Annotated in this window: 17 protein-coding genes and 2 pseudogenes; 8 read left to right on the top strand and 11 right to left on the bottom strand. The window is 68.6% G+C overall.

Going from position 1 to position 17,554, the window contains the following annotated elements:
* Both AC27IQ_RS09630 and AC27IQ_RS09625 read right to left on the bottom strand, forming a co-directional pair.
* Positions 1–137, bottom strand: a pseudogene (locus AC27IQ_RS09630) (YeeE/YedE family protein); the annotation flags it as partial.
* A 5-nt stretch (positions 138–142) separates the two neighbouring features.
* The gene (locus AC27IQ_RS09625; RefSeq protein ID WP_487089334.1) at positions 143–457 is read right to left on the bottom strand and encodes an ArsR/SmtB family transcription factor; all 315 of its coding nucleotides are present in this window, start codon (positions 455–457) and stop codon (positions 143–145) included.
* A gap of 124 nt (positions 458–581) precedes the next feature.
* Here AC27IQ_RS09625 and AC27IQ_RS09620 point away from each other — a divergent pair, with 124 nt between their 5' ends.
* Both AC27IQ_RS09620 and AC27IQ_RS09615 read left to right on the top strand, forming a co-directional pair.
* Entirely contained in the window at positions 582–1,463 is an 882-nt protein-coding gene (locus AC27IQ_RS09620; protein ID WP_487089333.1) for an MBL fold metallo-hydrolase, read from the top strand.
* A gap of 150 nt (positions 1,464–1,613) precedes the next feature.
* Positions 1,614–1,952 carry a serine/threonine protein kinase gene (locus AC27IQ_RS09615; protein WP_284397368.1) on the top strand — a complete coding sequence of 113 codons (339 nt, stop codon included), beginning with the start codon at positions 1,614–1,616 and terminating at the stop codon, positions 1,950–1,952.
* 161 nt (positions 1,953–2,113) lie between these two features.
* On the opposite strand, the gene AC27IQ_RS09610 is transcribed toward AC27IQ_RS09615, so the two are convergent.
* From AC27IQ_RS09610 to AC27IQ_RS09595, 4 genes are all read right to left on the bottom strand, one after another.
* Positions 2,114–3,775 (bottom strand): L-lactate permease, encoded by a 1,662-nt coding sequence (locus AC27IQ_RS09610; protein WP_487089332.1) that lies wholly within the window; start codon positions 3,773–3,775, stop codon positions 2,114–2,116.
* A gap of 217 nt (positions 3,776–3,992) precedes the next feature.
* The gene (locus AC27IQ_RS09605) at positions 3,993–4,883 is read right to left on the bottom strand and encodes a LysR substrate-binding domain-containing protein (protein WP_487089331.1); all 891 of its coding nucleotides are present in this window, start codon (positions 4,881–4,883) and stop codon (positions 3,993–3,995) included.
* Positions 4,811–6,028 (bottom strand): tRNA 2-thiouridine(34) synthase MnmA, encoded by a 1,218-nt coding sequence (gene mnmA / locus AC27IQ_RS09600; RefSeq protein ID WP_487089330.1) that lies wholly within the window; start codon positions 6,026–6,028, stop codon positions 4,811–4,813. Before mnmA ends, AC27IQ_RS09605 begins: the two co-directional genes overlap by 73 nt.
* Positions 6,029–6,221: 193 nt before the next feature.
* Positions 6,222–6,704 carry an NUDIX hydrolase gene (locus AC27IQ_RS09595; protein ID WP_272566313.1) on the bottom strand — a complete coding sequence of 161 codons (483 nt, stop codon included), beginning with the start codon at positions 6,702–6,704 and terminating at the stop codon, positions 6,222–6,224.
* Between the two features lie 299 nt (positions 6,705–7,003).
* Between AC27IQ_RS09595 and paoA the strand changes: the two genes are divergently transcribed.
* The 4 genes and pseudogenes from paoA (at position 7,004) to AC27IQ_RS09575 (ending at position 11,856) form a co-directional block, all read left to right on the top strand.
* Complete coding sequence (gene paoA / locus AC27IQ_RS09590) at positions 7,004–7,675, top strand: aldehyde dehydrogenase iron-sulfur subunit PaoA (protein WP_487089329.1); 672 nt, start codon at positions 7,004–7,006, stop codon at positions 7,673–7,675.
* Positions 7,672–8,629: pseudogene (locus AC27IQ_RS09585) on the top strand (FAD binding domain-containing protein). The gene paoA and the pseudogene AC27IQ_RS09585 overlap by 4 nt, the downstream one beginning before the upstream one ends.
* The gene (gene paoC / locus AC27IQ_RS09580; RefSeq protein ID WP_487089328.1) at positions 8,626–10,824 is read left to right on the top strand and encodes an aldehyde oxidoreductase molybdenum-binding subunit PaoC; all 2,199 of its coding nucleotides are present in this window, start codon (positions 8,626–8,628) and stop codon (positions 10,822–10,824) included. Before AC27IQ_RS09585 ends, paoC begins: the two are co-directional and overlap by 4 nt.
* A gap of 18 nt (positions 10,825–10,842) precedes the next feature.
* On the top strand, positions 10,843–11,856 hold the full coding sequence (locus tag AC27IQ_RS09575; protein WP_487089327.1) for an XdhC family protein: 1,014 nt from the start codon (positions 10,843–10,845) through the stop codon (positions 11,854–11,856).
* A 74-nt stretch (positions 11,857–11,930) separates the two neighbouring features.
* Here AC27IQ_RS09575 and AC27IQ_RS09570 read toward each other — a convergent pair whose 3' ends face one another.
* From AC27IQ_RS09570 to AC27IQ_RS09560, 3 genes are read right to left on the bottom strand one after another with little or no spacing between them, the layout of a single operon-like run.
* Entirely contained in the window at positions 11,931–12,281 is a 351-nt protein-coding gene (locus AC27IQ_RS09570) for a DUF4148 domain-containing protein (protein WP_487089326.1), read from the bottom strand.
* A 41-nt stretch (positions 12,282–12,322) separates the two neighbouring features.
* Positions 12,323–12,619: a YciI family protein gene (locus tag AC27IQ_RS09565; protein ID WP_487089325.1), complete on the bottom strand. Its 297-nt coding sequence runs from the start codon at positions 12,617–12,619 to the stop codon at positions 12,323–12,325.
* A 43-nt stretch (positions 12,620–12,662) separates the two neighbouring features.
* Complete coding sequence (locus AC27IQ_RS09560) at positions 12,663–13,469, bottom strand: SDR family NAD(P)-dependent oxidoreductase (RefSeq protein ID WP_487089324.1); 807 nt, start codon at positions 13,467–13,469, stop codon at positions 12,663–12,665.
* Positions 13,470–13,687: 218 nt separating this feature from the next.
* Between AC27IQ_RS09560 and AC27IQ_RS09555 the strand changes: the two genes are divergently transcribed.
* On the top strand, positions 13,688–14,125 hold the full coding sequence (locus tag AC27IQ_RS09555; protein WP_284430521.1) for a winged helix-turn-helix transcriptional regulator: 438 nt from the start codon (positions 13,688–13,690) through the stop codon (positions 14,123–14,125).
* Positions 14,126–14,265: 140 nt separating this feature from the next.
* On the opposite strand, the gene chrA is transcribed toward AC27IQ_RS09555, so the two are convergent.
* Together chrA and AC27IQ_RS09545 are read right to left on the bottom strand one after the other, a co-directional pair.
* Complete coding sequence (gene chrA / locus AC27IQ_RS09550) at positions 14,266–15,624, bottom strand: chromate efflux transporter (RefSeq protein ID WP_487089323.1); 1,359 nt, start codon at positions 15,622–15,624, stop codon at positions 14,266–14,268.
* A gap of 126 nt (positions 15,625–15,750) precedes the next feature.
* Positions 15,751–16,455 (bottom strand): SDR family oxidoreductase, encoded by a 705-nt coding sequence (locus AC27IQ_RS09545; protein WP_284430523.1) that lies wholly within the window; start codon positions 16,453–16,455, stop codon positions 15,751–15,753.
* Between the two features lie 115 nt (positions 16,456–16,570).
* Between AC27IQ_RS09545 and AC27IQ_RS09540 the strand changes: the two genes are divergently transcribed.
* Entirely contained in the window at positions 16,571–17,491 is a 921-nt protein-coding gene (locus AC27IQ_RS09540) for a LysR substrate-binding domain-containing protein (protein ID WP_487089322.1), read from the top strand.
* Positions 17,492–17,554: the final 63 nt, after the last annotated feature.

Here is a 17,554-nt window from a genome sequence, read left to right as displayed (position 1 = left end):
CGCAGCAGGCCGCCCACCACGCCGCTGATGCCGGCGATTCGCCCCGCCAGCAGGAAAAAGCCCCCGGCCGCCAGGCCGATGAGCGCGCCGCCCGCCAACGCGGTGCCGGGGGTGAAGGCGTTCCAGTCGATGGCCATGGGGTTCACTCCTTGGGGCAATACAGGCGGTACAGCACCGCCAGGATCTCGAGCAGCGCGGCGTCGGCCACGCGGTAGTGGATGTTCTTGCCCTCGCGCCGGGTCTCCACTACGCCCTGGGTGCGCAGCACGCCGAGCTGCTGCGACAGCGTGGGCTGCTGGATGCCCAGACGTGCCTGCAGGTCGCCCACGCACTGCTCGCCCTGCGACAGCTGGCACAGCAGCAGCAGCCGGTCTTCGTTGGCCAGGGCCTTCAGGGCCGAGACGGCCTGGCTGGCCGCCTGGCGCAGGCGCTCGGGGTCGATGGGGGTGGGGTCCATGGGAAGATCGATGCAAAAGCCGTCACAAGGCCACCGAAAGGTCGGCGTTGGATTCAATATATCAAACCACATAATATCTGTGGAAAGATTGTTGTCCGCTGAACCGCCTGAAAGGCCGCCCGCCATGCCCCGTACCACTTCCCTGCAGTCGTTCTTCGATCCCGCCACGGGCACGGTGACCCACCTCGTGTGGGATCTGGCGACGCGGTGCGCGGCCATCATCGATCCGGTGCTCGACTTCGATGCCGCCGCGGGCCGCACCGCCACCCGCTCGGCCGATGCGGTGCTGGCCTGCGTGCGCGAGCGGGGGCTCACGGTGCAGTGGATCCTGGAGACCCATGTGCATGCCGACCACCTGTCGGCCGCGCCGTACCTGAAGGCGCAGGCGGGGGGACGCATCGCGGTGGGCGAGCACATCCGCGCGGTGCAGGCCGCCTTCGGCCGGCTCTTTCCCGCCGAGACCGGCGCGGCGGACGGCAGCCCGTTCGACCATCTGGTGCGCGATGGCGAGACGCTGCGGCTGGGCGACACGCCCGTCACGGCCCTGTGGGTGCCAGGGCACACGCCGGCCGACATGGCCTACCTTGTGGACGGCGCGGCCTTCGTGGGCGACACGCTCTTCATGCCCGACGTGGGCACGGCGCGGGCGGACTTTCCCGGGGGCGATGCGGCCACGCTCTACCGTTCCATCCAGCGGCTGCTGGCGCTGCCGGGCGACACGCGCCTGTTCGTGTGCCACGACTACCCTCCGGCCGGGCGCGCGCCGCAATGGGAGACCACGGTGCAGGCGCAGCGCGAACACAACATCCACGTGGGCGGCGGCGTGGCCGAGGCGGATTTCGTCGCCCTGCGCCGTGCGCGCGACGCCACGCTGGGCGCGCCGGCGCTGCTGCTGCCCTCCCTGCAGGTCAACGTGCGCGCAGGGCAACTGCCGCCCCCCGAGGCGAACGGCATCGCCTACCTGCGCATTCCGCTGAACGCGTTCGGGACGCCGCCGGCCGCCTGAGCCCGGGCGTTGTCGGGCCGTGCGGGATCGCTCCTACCCGGTAACAGGTGCCGGGCCCACTGCCCCGGCGCTGGCACGGGGCGAAGCTGTGGGCATCCGGCGCACCGTTTCACGGACCGCGTCCCCACCGACCGACCCAAGGAGCCCGCCATGCGCACCCCCATCGTTCCCGACACCGCCATCGACCCCACCGACGATCCCACGGCCGAAATGCCGGAAGGCGACGACATCAACGACCACCTGGAAGCCGAGCAGGACGTTTCGGACGGCATCGAGGACATCTCGGTGCAGGCCTTCGACGACCCGCGCAGCGGCGGCCCGCTGAACTTCGACGACGGTACCGACATGGCCCACCCCCGCGGCAAGACCGGCCGCGACGGCGGCACCTGGGAGGCCGAGGGCAGCGACAGCGGCGACCTGGAGCCACCGGCCGAGATGCTCTCCGACCGCAACGGCCCGAGCGACCCGGACGCCAAGCGCACCGGCTGACGCGGCGCGGCAACGCAGCAAAAAAACAAAAAAGGGGCGCCCGTGCGCCCCTTTCTGTTTTGCTATTAAAAATATAGCGGTATGCCCTAGTGGAACATGCGGTTGCGGCCCAAAAGGCTTCAAGCGCCTGACGTGGAGGCCGCCGCCGTTCCACGGCCCGTTCAGTGCACCACCATCAGGTGGAAGGGCCACACATACGCCTGCAGCGTCACGTACAGCCCCACCAGGCAGGCCAGCGCGATCGAGTGGAAGAACACGTAGCGCAGGATGTCGCCCTCGTGGTTGAACCAGCGGGTGGCCGTCGATGCCACCACGATCGACTGCGCATCGATCATCTTGCCCATCACCCCGCCCGAGCTGTTGGCCGCGCCCATGAGGTTGGGCGACAGGCCCAACTGCTCGGCGGCGACCTTCTGCATGCCGCCGAACAGCACGTTCGAGGCCGTGTCCGAGCCGGTGAGCGCTACGCCCAGCCAGCCCATCAGCGTGCCGAAGAACGGGTAGAACACGCCCGTGTTGGCGAACGCCAGCCCCAGCGTGGTGTCGGTGCCCGAATAGCGCGTGAGCGTGCCCAGGGCCAGCATGAGCACGATGGTCAGCAGCGAAAAGCGCACCAGCCACACCGTCTTGAAGAACGTGCGCGCGATGGCGACCGGGTTGTATTTCATGAAGAACGCGCTCACCACCGCCGACAGCAGGATGGCGGTGCCGGTGGCCGACAGCAGGTTCAGCGTGTACACCGCGCCCTCCTTGGTGGGCGTGGGCACCACGGGCGGCACCTTCTCGATCAGGTTGTGCAGGCCGGCCATGGGGAAGGCGGGCGCGAACAGGCCGTTGAGCCAGGCCTTGACCGACGGCAGGCCCCAGATGAACACGAACACCGACAGGATGACCCAGGGCGTCCAGGCGGCCACCAGCGCGGCGCGGCTGTGCGCGGTGACGGGCTGGGGCGGCTTGGCCTCCGAGGCGCTCACGTCGCGCCCGCGCAGCGAGGCCGAAGTCCACACCGTCTTGGGCTTCCACACGCGCAGGAAGGCCACCAGCGAGGCCATGGAGACGATGGCGGCGATGATGTCCACCAGTTCGGGGCCGATGAAGTTGGACACCAGGTACTGGGGCACGGCGAAGGACACCGCCGTCACCAGGATGGCGGGCCAGATCTCCCACATGCCCTTGCGGCCCGCGAAGGCCCAGATCAGCCAGAACGGCACCAGCAGCGAGAAGAACGGCAGCTGCCGCCCCACCATCGCCGTCACCTCCATCAGGTCGTAGCCGTGTACCTTGGCCAGCGTGATGACCGGCGTGCCCAGCGCCCCGAACGCCACCGGCGCCGTGTTGGCGATGAGCGACAGGCCCGAGGCGGCCAGCGGCGAGAAGCCCAGCCCGATCAGGATGGCCGCCGTCACCGCCACCGGGGTGCCGAAGCCCGCCGCGCCCTCGAAGAACGCGCCGAAGCTGAAGGCGATCAGCAGCAGCTGGATGCGCCGGTCGCCGGTGATGCCTGAGAGCGAATCCTGCAGCACCTTGAAGCTGCCGTTCTGCTCGGTCAGCTGGTGCAGGAAGATGATGTTCAGCACGATCCAGCCGATGGGCAGCAGGCCGGTGAAGCCGCCGTACAGCGCTGCGCGCCCGGCCATGTCGGCCGGCATGCCGTAGGCGAAGATGGCCACCAGCAGCGCCGCGACCAGGCCCAGCCCGGCCGCGATGTGCGCCTTGATGTGAAAGAAGCCCAGCGCGGCGAGCATCACGACCACCGGGATCGCGGCCAGCGCGGTGGAAATGATCATGTTGCCGAACGGGTCGTAGATTTGCTGCCAGGTCATGGGTTTGTCTCCGGTGTTCTATCGGTGTGCGGACCGCGGGGCCCCGTGCCGCGGCCCTCTGCCGGGACCTGCGCCGGCCCACTGTAGAAATTTGCGGAGAGCGCGGCGTGAAAAACCTTCGCGGCCCGCGTGAAGGCTTTTCAAACCGTGTCAGTTCCGTGTCAGCCGCTGCGCCCGCAGGGGCTGCACCCCGCTGTCCCGGAGCGCCCGGCGTCCATCAGGGGCCGTCGTGCAGCGCCTGGCGCAGCCAGTCCACGAAGGCCGCGCACTCCCAGCGCTCGAGTGCGCCGGCCTTCCAGCACAGGAAATAGTCGTGCGGCGACGGCAGGCTGTCGCGCGACAGGCGCACGAGCTGGCCGCTCTCCAGCCAGGGCTGGCCCGCGCGCAGGCGCAGCAGCGCCACGCCGAAGCCGGCCACCGCCGCGTCCCAGGCCATGCCCAGGTCGTTGAACTGGCTGCCCACCACCGGCTCGGGCTGGGCGATGCCCACGGCCTTGAACCAGGTGCGCCAGGGCTCCAGCGCGCAGCGGATGAAGCGCACGCGCGCCGCCGCCTCGTCCGTCGCCAGGCCGTCCAGCGGACCGGTCTCGGCCAGGTATTCGGGGCTGCACACCGGCGTGATCCGGTCGGCGAAGAGCTGCACCGATTCGCGGTCGGGAAAGTGCCCGGTGCCGAAGCGCACCTCCACGTCGGCCTCCTCGGCCATCATGTGGTGCACCGGCAGCGACACCTGCAGCTGCAGCTCGATGTCCGGGTAGGCGTGGCGGAACTGCGCGATGCGCGGCAGCAGCATCTGGCGCGCGAAGGTCGGCGTCACGCCCAGGCGCAGGCGCGTCGCCTGGCCTACGCCCAGGGTGCCGGGCACGTGCTGCAGCGCGGCGATGGCCTCGCGCACCCGCTCCAGGTAGGCGGCGCCGGCGGGCGTCAGGCTGAAATCGCCGCGCGCGAAGAGCTTGACGGCCAGCAGCGTCTCCATCTGGCGGATGCGGTGGCTCACCGCGCTCGGCGTCACGCTCATCTCCTCGGCCGCGTGCGTCACGCTGCGCAGCCGCGCCAGCGCCTCGAACGCCAGCAGGCCCTGGATCGGCGGAATGCGCGGCGGGGCCATGCGTGCGGCGGGCCCGTCAGGCGACGGTGGTGGCCGACGCGATCACGCCGCCCCCCGAGGCACACCTCGCCGTCGTACAGCACGGCGGACTGGCCCGGGGTGACGGCCCACTGCGCGTCGGGAAATTCCAGCGCGAAGCCGCCGTCCGCCTGCGGATCGATGCGGCAGGGCGCATCGGCCTGGCGGTAGCGCGTCTTGGCCGCCAGCAGGCCGGCGGCGGGCGGCGCGCCGGCCACCCAGCTCGCATCGCCCGCCTGCAGCGTGTGCGACTGCAGCCAGGGGTGGTCATGGCCCTGCACCACGCGCAGCACGTTCTTGTCCAGGTCCTTGCGCGCGACGAACCAGGGGGCGTGGTCCCCGCTGCCCCGCTGCGCGCCCTTTTCCTTCACCCCGCCGATCCCCAGGCCCTGGCGCTGGCCCAGCGTGTAGAAGCTCAGGCCCTGGTGGCGGCCCAGCGTGCGCCCGCGCTCGTCCTGGATCGGCCCCGCCGCATGGGCGATGTAGCGGTTCAGGAACTCGCGAAACGGCCGCTCCCCGATGAAGCAGATGCCGGTGGAGTCCTTCTTCTTGGCATTGGGCAGGCCGATCTCTTCGGCGATGCGGCGCACCTCGGTCTTGTGCAGCTCGCCCACGGGAAACAGCGTCTTCGACAGCTGCGCCTGGTTCAGGCGGTGCAGGAAATAGCTCTGGTCCTTGGACGGGTCCAGGCCCTTGAGCAGTTCGAACAGGCCGCTCCCCGGGTTCTGCCGCACCCGCGCGTAATGGCCGGTCGCGATCTTCTCGGCGCCCAGGCGCATGGCGTGATCCAGGAAGGCCTTGAACTTGATCTCGGCGTTGCACAGCACGTCAGGGTTGGGCGTGCGGCCGGCCTGGTACTCGCGCAGGAACTCGGCGAACACGCGGTCCTTGTACTCGGCGGCGAAGTTCACGTGCTCGATCTCGATGCCGATCACGTCGGCCACGGCGGCCGCATCCACGAAGTCGATGTTGGAGGAGCAGTATTCGCTGTCGTCGTCGTCTTCCCAGTTCTTCATGAAGATGCCGACGACCTCATGGCCCATGGCTTTCAGCAGATGGGCGGTGACCGCGGAATCCACGCCGCCGGACAGGCCGACGACGACGCGGTGCTTGGGGGTTGCTGTCATGGCCGGAATTGTATTTTTTATGCCGCCGCGGCCGGGGGCGTGCCGGCAGAACGCCAGGTGCGCCGCGGGGCATGCGATCCGGCCGGATCTGTTGTGCTATTGAATTAATAGCAACAAGGGCAATCAATCCGACGGCATGGAGGCGATACGGGCCAAAACGCGGCGGTGGCGGGCGCCGTGCGGCCCGCCCGGGTCAGCGCGGCTGCAGCACGCTGGCGTCGGTGTGGATGAGCTCCAGCGGGTAGCGCTTGCCGGCCAGGTAGTCCTCGATGCACTCCATCACCAGCGGGCTGCGGTGGCGGTCCGCGCAGCAGCGGATCTCGTCGAGCGTCATCCACACGGTGCGCACGATGCCGTCGTCCAGCGTGCGCCAGGCATGCACCGGCCCCACCGAGCCGGCGAAGGCAAAGCGCAGGTAGGTGATGTCGTCGCCCGTGCGGGTGCGCGTGAAGCGGTTGAGGTACACGCCCACCAGTGCCGTGGGGGTGAAGTCGCAGGCGGTTTCCTCCAGCACCTCGCGCACGCAGCCGTCGATGGGCGACTCGCCCGGGTCCAGGTGGCCCGCCGGGTTGTTCAACCGCAGCCCGTCGGCCGTGTCTTCTTCCACCAGCAGGAAGCGGCCGTCCTGTTCGATGACGGCGGCCACGGTGACGTTGGGTTTCCAGCGGTTCGGCATGGCGGCCATTATGACGAGAGGGCATGTCAGGCCGTGTAGGGGATGCGCGACACGCGGGCGAGGACGGCGATTCGCCCGGCATCGGTATGGACGGACATCGAAGGGTACGGCCTGCCGATCGCCTGCCGCGCCACCGGTGGCTGACAAGCGGACGCGGCGTTGGCCTCCAAACCTTCTCCTTGGCGTCTGCGCAAGATGGATTGGGTTAGGCTTGCAAAGACATGCCCGCGCACGCGCTCCCGCACCCCGGCGAGTGGCCAGAGGGCTCCCCCGCCCCTTCCCCCATAAAGGATCCCACGATGCAAAACTTCTCCGACCCAGCGCTGACCCGGCGAGACCTGTTCGTCGTGGGGGCCGCCTCGGCTTCTGCGGTGGCCGCCACCGGGGCCGCCGCCCGCACCGCGGCGCCGCTGCCGGCCAAGTCCGGCGCGCTGGCGCCCCAGGGCGAGACGGCCATGCCGGTGCGCATGACCATCAACGGCCAGCAGCACACGCTGTCGCTGGACACCCGCACGACGCTGCTCGACGCCCTGCGCGAGCACCTGCACCTCACCGGCACCAAGAAGGGCTGCGACCACGGGCAGTGCGGTGCCTGCACGGTCATCGTCGATGGCCGCCGCATCAATGCCTGCCTGACCCTGGCGGTGATGCACGAGGGCGCGCAGGTCACCACCATCGAAGGCCTGGGCCAGCCGCAGAAGCTGCACCCGCTGCAGGCCGCGTTCGTCAAGCACGACGGCTACCAGTGCGGCTACTGCACGCCGGGCCAGATCTGCTCGGCCGTGGGGGTGCTGCAGGAAATCAAGGCCGGCATTCCCAGCCATGTGAGCGGCGACCTCACGGCGCAGCCCCTGCTCTCGGCCGACGAGATCCGCGAGCGCATGAGCGGCAACCTCTGCCGATGCGGGGCCTATTCCAACATCCTGGATGCGATCACCGAAGTGGCCACCACGAACGGGAGTGCTGCATGAAGCCATTCACCTACGAACGCGCGGCCTCGGTGCAGGCCGCCGCAGCCGCCGCCGCAGGCAACCCGCAGGCCCGGTTCATCGCCGGCGGCACGAACCTGCTGGACCTGATGAAGCTGCAGATCGAGGCGCCCACGCACCTCATCGACATCAACGGCCTGGGCCTGGACCGCATCGAGCCCGTGCCGGAGGGCGGCCTGCGGATCGGTGCGCTGGTGCGCAACACCGACCTGGCGGCGCATGCCGGCGTGCGGCGCGACTACGGCCTGCTGTCGCGCGCCCTGCTGGCCGGTGCGTCGGGCCAGTTGCGCAACAAGGCGACCACCGCCGGCAACCTGCTGCAGCGCACGCGCTGCCCCTACTTCTACGACACCAACATGCCGTGCAACAAGCGCCAGTCGGGCGCGGGCTGCGCGGCCATCGGCGGCGTCACGCGCCAGCATGCGGTGGTGGGCGCGAGCGAGGCCTGCATCGCCACGCACCCGAGCGACATGGCCGTCGCCATGCGGGCGCTGGATGCGGTGGTCGAGACGGTGCGGGCGGACGGCCAGCCACGCCGCATTCCCATCGCCGACTTCCACCGGCTGCCGGGCAACACCCCGCACATCGAGACCGCGCTCGACGCCGGCGAATTCATCACCGCCGTGACGCTGCCCGCGCCCGTGGGCGGCACCCACATCTACCGCAAGGTGCGCGACCGCTCCTCGTACGCCTTCGCGCTCATTTCCGTGGCGGCCGTGCTGCAAAAGGACGGCACGGGCCGCGTCGCCCTGGGCGGCGTGGCGCACAAGCCCTGGCGCATGGCGTCGGCGGACGCGGCCCTGCCGCAAGGCGCGCAGGCCGCCACGGCGCAGTTGCTGGGCGCGGCGCGCCCCACCCACGAAAAACGCATTCAAGGTGGCCCTGGTCGAGCGCACGCTCGCCGGCGTGCTGGCCGAGGCGAAAGGCCAATCATGAAATTCGACACCCCGGCTTCGCACAATGCCATCGACCAGCTCAAGGTGGTCGGCCAGCCGCTGGACCGCATCGACGGCCCGCTCAAGACCAGCGGACAGGCGCGCTATGCCTACGAACAGCACGACGTCGTGGCGCGCCAGGCGTACGGCTACATCGTGGGATCGTCCATCGCCAAGGGGCGGATCGCCTCGATGGACCTGACCGCCGCGCGCGCCGCGCCGGGCGTGCTGGCCATCGTCAATGCCCAGAACGCCGGCAAGCTCGGCAAGGGCAAGATGAACGTCGCCCGCCTGCTGGGCGGCAGCGGCATCGAGCACTACCACCAGGCCGTCGCGCTGGTCGTGGCCGAAACCTTCGAGCAGGCCCGCGCCGCGGCGCATCTGCTGAAGATCGATTACGTCAGCACGCCTGGCGCGTTCGACCTGGCGGCCGAGCGTGGTTCCGCCACCGTGCCCAAGTCCTCCAAGCCCGAGAGCGCGTTCGGCAACTTCGCCGGCCGCTATCCCGAGGCCCCGGTGCGGCTGGATGTCACCTACACCACGCCCGACCACACCCACGCGATGATGGAGCCCTTCGCCTCGCTGGCGGCCTGGGAGGGCGACCACCTCACGGTGTGGCTGTCCAACCAGATGATCGCCTGGACCGCGGGCGACCTGGCCAAGACCCTGGGCCTGGCGCCGGACAAGGTGCGGCTGGTGTCGCCCTACATCGGCGGCGGCTTCGGCGGCAAGCTCTTCCTGCGGGCCGACACCGTGCTGGCCGCGCTGGGCGCGCGCGCGGCAGGCCGGCCGGTCAAGGTGGCGATGCAGCGCCCGCTCATGGCCAACAACGGCACGCACCGGCCCGCGACCATCCAGCGCATCCGCATCGGCGCGGGCCAGGACGGGCGGATCACCGCCATCGGCCATGAAAGCTGGTCCGGCAATCTGCCCGGCGGCGACCCCGAGGACGCCATCGCGCAGACACGGCTGCTGTATGCCGGTGCCCACCGCTACACGGCGCTGCGCATCTCGCAGCTGGACCTGCCCGAGGGCAATGCCATGCGCGCGCCCGGCGAGGCGCCCGGGCTGATGGCGCTGGAGATCGCCATGGACGAAATGGCCGAGCGGCTGGGCATCGACCCCATCGAATTCCGCGTCCTTAACGACACCCAGACCGATCCTGAAAAGCCGGGCCGCAAGTTCTCGCAACGCCAGCTGGTCGAGTGCCTGCGCCTGGGCGCGGAGCGCTTCGGCTGGAGCCAGCGCAGCGCGGCACCGGGCCAGCGGCGCGAGGGCCGGTGGCTGGTCGGCATGGGCTTGGCCGCGGGCTTTCGCAACAACCTGCTGATGAAGTCGGCCGCGCGCGTGCGCCTGGACCGCACGGGGCGCGTGACCGTGGAGAGCGACATGACCGACATCGGCACCGGCAGCTACACCATCATGGGCCAGACGGCCGCTGAGGTGATGGGCGTCGCGCTCCAGCAGGTGGACGTGCGCCTGGGCGATTCCGCCTTTCCGGCCTCGGCCGGCTCGGGCGGCCAGTGGGGCGCCAACAACGCGACGGCCGGCGTGTACGCGGCCTGCATGAAGCTGCGCGAGACGATCGCGCGCAAGCTCGGCGTGGCGCCGGCCGATGCCGTGTTCGCCGATGGCATGGTGCGCGCGGCGGGGCGTTCGGTGCCCTTGGGCGAGGCGGCGGGTGAGGCCGGCCTGGTGGCCGAGGACGCCATCGAATACGGCGACCTCGACAAGCAGTACCAGCAGTCCACTTTCGCCGGGCATTTCGTCGAGGTGGGCGTGGCGGTGGACACGGGCGAAGTGCGGGTGCGCCGCATGCTGGCCGTGTGCGCGGCGGGCCGCATCCTCAACCCCAAGACCGCCCGCAGCCAGGTCATCGGCGCGATGACCATGGGCGTGGGTTCGGCGCTCATGGAAGAGCTGGCCGTGGACAAGCGCCGGGGCTTCTTCGTCAACCACGACCTGGCCGGCTACGAGGTGCCGGTGCATGCCGACATCCCGCACCAGGAGGTCATCTTCCTGCCGGAGACCGACCCCATCTCCTCGCCCATGAAAGCCAAGGGCGTGGGCGAACTGGGCCTGTGCGGCGTCGGCGCCGCCGTGGCCAACGCGGTCTACAACGCCACGGGCGCGCGGGTGCGCGACTACCCCATCACCCTGGACAAGCTGCTGCCGCACCTGCCGGCCCAGGCCTGACGTCGGAGGGAACGCGCCGTGGACAACCTCGATTTCCGGGTGCTGCACACCCTGCTCGACTGGCGCCGCGCGGGGGGGCACGGCTGGCTCGTCACCGTGGTGCGGACGTGGGGCTCGTCGCCCCGGCCCGTGGGCTCCATTCTTGCGCTATCGGACCGCGGCGCGGTCGTGGGCTCCGTCAGTGGCGGCTGCATCGAGGACGACCTGATCGCCCGGTGCTGCACGCCCGGCCGGGACGATGCCCTGCCCCGGGACCCGGCGAAGCCGGTGCTCCTGAAGTACGGCGTGTCCGCCGATGAGGCCCACCGGTTCGGACTGCCCTGCGGCGGCACGCTGGAGTTGCTGGTGGAGCGCGATCCGGCGCTCGACTCGCTGCAGGCCCTGGTCGAGTCGCTGGCCGAGGGCTGCCTGGTGCGCCGCAGCGTGCGGCTCTCCGATGGGGCGGTCACTCTGTCCGAGGCCCGCGGCGCGCAGGCCTTCCATGCGGATGCGCAAACGGTGGACAGCACCTTCGGCCCGCAGTACCGCATGCTGCTGATCGGCGCGGGGCAACTGGCCGAATACCTGGCCACCATGGCCGGCTTCAACGGCTTCGCGGTGACGGTGTGCGACCCGCGGGTGGAGTACCGCGGCGCGTGGTCGGTGCCCGGCACCGCGCTGGCCGATGGCATGCCCGACGACGTGGTGCTGGCCTTCCGCCCCGATCGGCGCAGCGCCGTGATCGCGCTGACGCACGACCCCAAGCTGGACGATCTCGCCCTGCTGGAGGCGCTGAAGACCGATGCGTTCTATGTCGGCGCCATCGGCAGCCGGCGCAACAACGCAGCGCGGCGCCAGCGGCTGGCCGAGCACTTCGACCTGGACGCACCGGCGCTGGCGCGGTTGAAGGGGCCCATCGGCCTGTTCATCGGCAGCAAGACGCCGGCGGAGATCGCCGTGAGCGTCATGGCCGAGGTGTTGAGTGTCCGCAACGGGGTGGCGATCCCGCCGCAGATGCAGGTGGCGCCTGCGAAGGAATGGCTGGCGGGTTGAGGCGTGCCTCTCGCCAGGGGTGATCGGACGGAGCCCTTGCCATGCCCGCGCCACCCTCTGACATGCCCTGCGGCTCACTTTTTGTCGGTGGCCTTCTGGATTTCCGACTGGAACGCGTCGCTGCTGCGAAGGCGCAGGTATTCCTGGTAGGCCTCCTCGTAGGCCTTTGTGTCCAGCCCATACGAACGCGACAACTCTTCATACCGATCGGCTCCCGAACGGCGCCACAGGGCGAGGTCCGCGATCACCTCGGCACGGGACAATCCTTGTTGCCTGGACGCGCCTTCCTGTGCTTGGGATGGCACCGCGAAGGACATGGCAAGGGCCAGCACCGCAGCGGCTGCCGGGAGCATGCCGCGGCGTGCTCCCGATGGGTTCTGGGCGGTCTTCATGGACGACATGGCATGCAATTGGGAATAAGACATTTGAGGTTCTCCAAATCAATCAAGGAATGGGTGGGGCCGCATCAAGCGCGGGTTTTCAAATGGAGCATGGGGTGGTGCTCGTAATGGCCGATTCCTTGTCGGATCAGCGGGTCCCCGGAGGTGAGTGCGGTGATTTCCTGGTCGTCGGCGATTTGAAAGAGCGATACGCCATAACCCCCCGCAGGGTCCATCACGGGACCATGGGCGACGATCAGCCCTTGAGCGAGCAGCTTGTCCAGGTACATCCCGTGTTGCTTCATTCCCTCCTGCTCATCGGCAGACATCGTGGGGAGAAAATCCGCGCGGGGAGGAATGAATTTGCAGAGAAAATATTTCATGGTGTGTTTTCGGTTGGTTTGCCAAACCCCGGTTTTTCCAGTGTCACGCTGTGGTTTTCACGCTTTTCAAAATCGCGCCTTCGAAAATTTTCGGAAGGTAGCTTTGAAGGAACAGAATCATTCCGGTCATCTTCCCCACCGGGTTGCTGAACCTGGGCTCTTTCGTCCCGATCAACCGGGTAATGGTCTGCACCACGGCATCGGGTGCTTCGGCTTCGTCAATGCCCTTTTGCGTCGCTGCATCGGCCTGCCTGCGGTAGGCGTTGTAGTCAGCGATGCGAGCCGTGTTGGCCGCAACGGCGTTGTGGGCCAGATTGGTTTTGAACCAGACGGGTTCCACCATACTGACCTTGATATTGAACGGGTCCAATTCGAACCGCAGGGATTTGAAAAACCCTTGCACCGCGTGTTTGGATGCGGAGTAATAAGACAGGTTGGGTGGGCCGATCAGGCCGACGATGGAACTCACCGTGATGATCTGCCCCCGCTTTTGCTTGCGGAAATGGGGCAGCAAGGCGTTGGTGACCTTGACCGTGCCCCAGAAGTTGGTTTCGAACTGGTCACGGCCCACGGCCACCGAGGTTTCTTCGGCCAAGCCGGTGACCATGTAGCCCGCGTTGTTGACCAATACGTCCAGTTGCTGGGTGTGGGCAAACAGCTGGTCGGTGAATCGCCGGATGGATTCGTCATCATCGATGTCCAGTCGCAGCATTTTGAAAGGCACCTTGCCCGCGTACTTTTCAGGCTCGCGGCTGGTGCCGATCACATTGAAGCCTTGCTGTTGAAGCTGGTTGGCGAGCAGCAAACCGAAGCCGGAGGATGCGCCGGTAATCAAGACAGTCTTTTTCATGGGTGATGTTTTCTGAAAGGGATATGCGGAGCTAAAGAATGGGCAAGGGACGCGAATTCATCGGGTGGTGGAATGAAGCCCCAGCCCCAAGGCGACTGCGTGACCTGTGCAATACAAAACGGTGCTGAACATGGATTCCTTCTAGACACGTGAGGGGATGGACTGGCGATGGCCCGCATGTTAGTATCGATTAAATAGTGAGTCAATACTAAAACGATATGAACATCAAAAAATCTTCCGAAAGTACCTGTCCGATCGCGCGCAGCCTGGATGTCCTGGGTGACGCCTGGACGATGCTGATCCTGCGAGACGCCAATTCCGGACTGACACGCTTTGATCAGTTCAAGAAGAGCCTTGGGATTGCGCCCACCATGCTGACCAAGCGCTTGGCGACACTGACCGACGAAAAGTTGCTGGAAAAGCGGCAGTACTCCGAGCGTCCGCCCCGCGAGGAATACGTTCTGACCCAAGCGGGGCGCGACTACCTGCCGGTGCTTTTCATGATTGGCGCGTGGGGGAGAAAGCACCGGGGCGCAGGCCAACTGGTGCGTTTCCTGGATGCCGAGAACGGAACCGACATCCAGCCCGTCGCCATCGATGCGGTGACGGGAGCCGAAATCGGCACGCGTGCCATCAAGATGGTGAACCCCGAGTAGCAGATGCCGCGTCTCGCTCCGCAAGCGGCTGTGCGGAGTTCAATGACCCGCTCATCCGCCGTGGGGCAATTGGCTGGTCCGGGCTGCGCTGGGTAGTGGCGGTGGCTCTTGCCATCCGCCACGGCATTTTCCAAGGCCTGTCACACCCCCGACAGCCGGCACGCCACGCCCAGCAGTCCGCAGAGCGCCAGCACCGGAATCACACCCCATCGGAGCCGGAACAGGGCCACCGCGGCCAGCACGCCGATGGCGGCCGAGGCGGCGTCGAAGCGGCCTCCCAGGCCCTGCGGCCACAGCACGTGATAGGCGAAGAACACCGCCAGGTTGGCGATCACGCCGACCACGGCGGCGGTGATGCCGGTCAGCGGCGCGGTGAACTTCAGGTTGCCGTGGGTGGACTCGATGAACGGACCGCCCAGCAGGATGAAGACGAACGAGGGCAGGAAGGTGAAGAACGTCACCGCGGTGGCGGCCACGGCGCCTGCCAGGAACAGCGATCCGGGCCCGAAGAGGGCATGGGTCCATCCCCCGACGAAGGCCACGAACGACACCACCATGATGAGCGGGCCGGGCGTGGTCTCGCCCAGCGCCAGGCCGTCGATCATCTGCGTGGCGCTCAGCCAATGGTGGTGGTCGACCGCGCCCTGGTAGACGTAGGGGAGCACGGCGTAGGCGCCGCCGAAGGTCATCAGCGCGGCCTTGGTGAAGAACCACCCCATCTGGGTCAGCACCCCATGCCATCCGAACAGCGCCCAGAGCCCTCCCAGCGCCAGCAGCCACAACCCCGCGCCCACCAGCAGCACCTTGGCAAACCGCGTCCACGAAAACAAGGCGTGGGGCGGCGCGGGCGTGTCGTCGTCGATCAGTGCCGGCCCGGCCGATGCCGTTGCCGCGCCATGGGCGCCACCGGCGGAAAAAGCCTGCGGCGACACCTGGCCGCCCACATGGCCGGCCAACGCCGCGAGCAGCACGATCGCGGGAAACGGCACCTGCAGCGCGAAGATGGCTACAAACGCGGCCACCGCGATGCCCCACAGCCAGCGGTTCTTCAGCGTTCTGCCTCCGATCCGCCAGGCCGCCTGCACCACCAGCGCCGTGACGGCCGGCTTGATGCCGTAGAACACCCCGGCGATCACCGGCATGTCCCCATGCGCCATGTAGAGCCAGGACAGCCCGATGAGGAGGCCCAGCGACGGCAGCACGAACAGCGTGCCGGCGAGGATGCCGCCCCAGGTCCGGTGCAGCAGCCAGCCGAGGTAGGTGGCCAGCTGCTGGGCCTCGGGCCCGGGCAGCAGCATGCAGTAGTTCAGGGCGTGGAGAAAGCGCTTTTCCGAGATCCACCGGCGGCGCTCCACCAGTTCCGCATGCATGAGGGCGATCTGCCCGGCCGGGCCGCCGAAGCTGATGAAGCCGAGCTTCAGCCAGAAAAGCAGGGCCACGGAGAGTGGCAGCGGGTGGGGGCGTGCCGATGCGGCGTCGTCGGGCAAGGCGGTGTCCATGATCGATTCCATGAGAGCTGCCAGCACTTGGACGGGACACCGTCTACCCGGGGCGGGACGGGAGGCTGTGTTCCCGGTGCGCGGATCATAGGGCCGCCGCCGTGGCCGTGGAAGGGCCCGGACGGATCACGGCGCGCGCATGAGCCCGCCGTCCACCCGCAGGCTCTGCCCCGTGATGTAGGCCGCCCCGTCGGAGGCCAGGAAGGCGACCGTGGCGGCGACTTCCTCCACGGTGCCGTAGCGCTGCAGCGGCACGGCGGTGCGCCGCTCTTCCCACACGGGCAGGCTGTCGATCCAGCCGGGCAGCACGTTGTTCATCCGCACGTTGTCGGCTGAGAAGCTGTCGACGAAGATGCGCGTGAACGAGGCCAGCCCGGCGCGCATGACGGACGACGCCGGGAACAGCGCACTGGGCTCCAGTGCCCAGGCCGAGGAGATGTTGACGATCGCCCCGCCGCCCTGCCTTTGCATGAGGGGCGCCACCAGGCGGGTGGGCCGGATCACGTTCAGCAGGTAGGTGTTCATGCCCTCGAGCCACTGTTCGTCGGACAGGTCCAGCAATGGCGCCCGAGGCCCATGGCCGGCGCTGTTGACCAGCACGTCGATGCGGCCCCAGCGCCGGTGGGCCAGGTCCACCAGCCGCCCGATGTCCTCCACCGACTGGTTGGAGCCGGTGACCCCCACGCCCCCCAGCGCCTCGGCGAGCGCCTGCCCTTTCCCGGAAGAGGAAAGGATGCCGATGCGAAAGCCATCGGCGGCCAGCCGGTGTGCGGCCGCCGCCCCCATGCCACTGCCGCCGGCGGTGATGAGCGCCACTTTTTCTACTGCCATTTGTCGGTCCTTGCGTGCCGCCAGTGGCACCTGCAGATTGTTCGACAGCCCAGGCGTTTCGGGGGTATGGAGCCCGGCAGATCGCCTGTCTCGAATCAGTAGAAAATCTGTACCCATGACGCAACCCCTCGGGCGCATGCCCTCGCTCAATGCCCTGCGTGCCTTCGAGGCCACGAGCCGCCACCTCAACTTCCGGCTGGCCGGGCTGGAACTGGGGGTGACGCAAGGCGCCGTGGCGCAGCAGGTGCGGGCCCTGGAGGCGGAACTGGGCCTGAAGCTCTTCGAGCGCCTGCCCCGCGCGCTGGCGCTCACGTCCAACGGCCAGCGCTACATCGTCGGCGTGCGGCGGGCTTTCGAACTGTTGGCCCAGGCCACGGAGAGCCTGGTCCCCCAGCCCCTGCGACTGACCGTGAGCGTGACGCCCACCTTCGCCACCAAATGGCTCATCCCGCGGCTCGACGGCTACACGCGCCAGCACCCAGGCGTCGATCTGCGCATCCTGGCCACGGAGCGGCTGGCGCACTTCCACAACGAGGCGGTGGACCTGGCCGTGCGCTATGGCCGGCCCCCGTTCGGTCCCGGGTTGTCCGCCGATCTGCTGTTCGAGGAATGCCTGGTCGCCGTCTGCAGCCCGCGGTGGGGAGAACGGAGCGCGCAGGCCGGGCGGGCCGGCGATGGCATCGCGCAGGTGCTGCTGCACGATGCGCAGTCGCCATGGGAGACCTACTTCGAGCAGTGCGCGCCGCAGGCCAGGGCGCCTGCGGCGCGCGCCCTGCATTTCAACCAGACCACGCTCGCCATCGATGCCGCCGCCATGGGGCAGGGCTTGGCGCTGGCCCAGCAGGAATTCGTGGCGCCCGATCTGGCGGCCGGGCGGCTGGTGCTGGCCTTTCCCGAGGCCCTGCGCACCGGCGCGGGCTACTACCTCGTGCACCCCCGCAAGCAGCGGCACCCCGAATCGGTCGCACAGGTGCGGCGCTGGCTGCTGGACGGTGCGGGCGGACTGCCGACCGCCCCACCCTCGCTGCGGGACTAACGTCCAGGTTTCGCCACGGCCGTCGGCCGCAGCACCAGCCACAGCGCCGCGGCGATCAGCCCG

The sequence above is a fragment of the Acidovorax sp. KPB24-07 genome, assembly GCF_057543315.1.
This window is presented reverse-complemented; position numbering and strand designations above follow the sequence as displayed.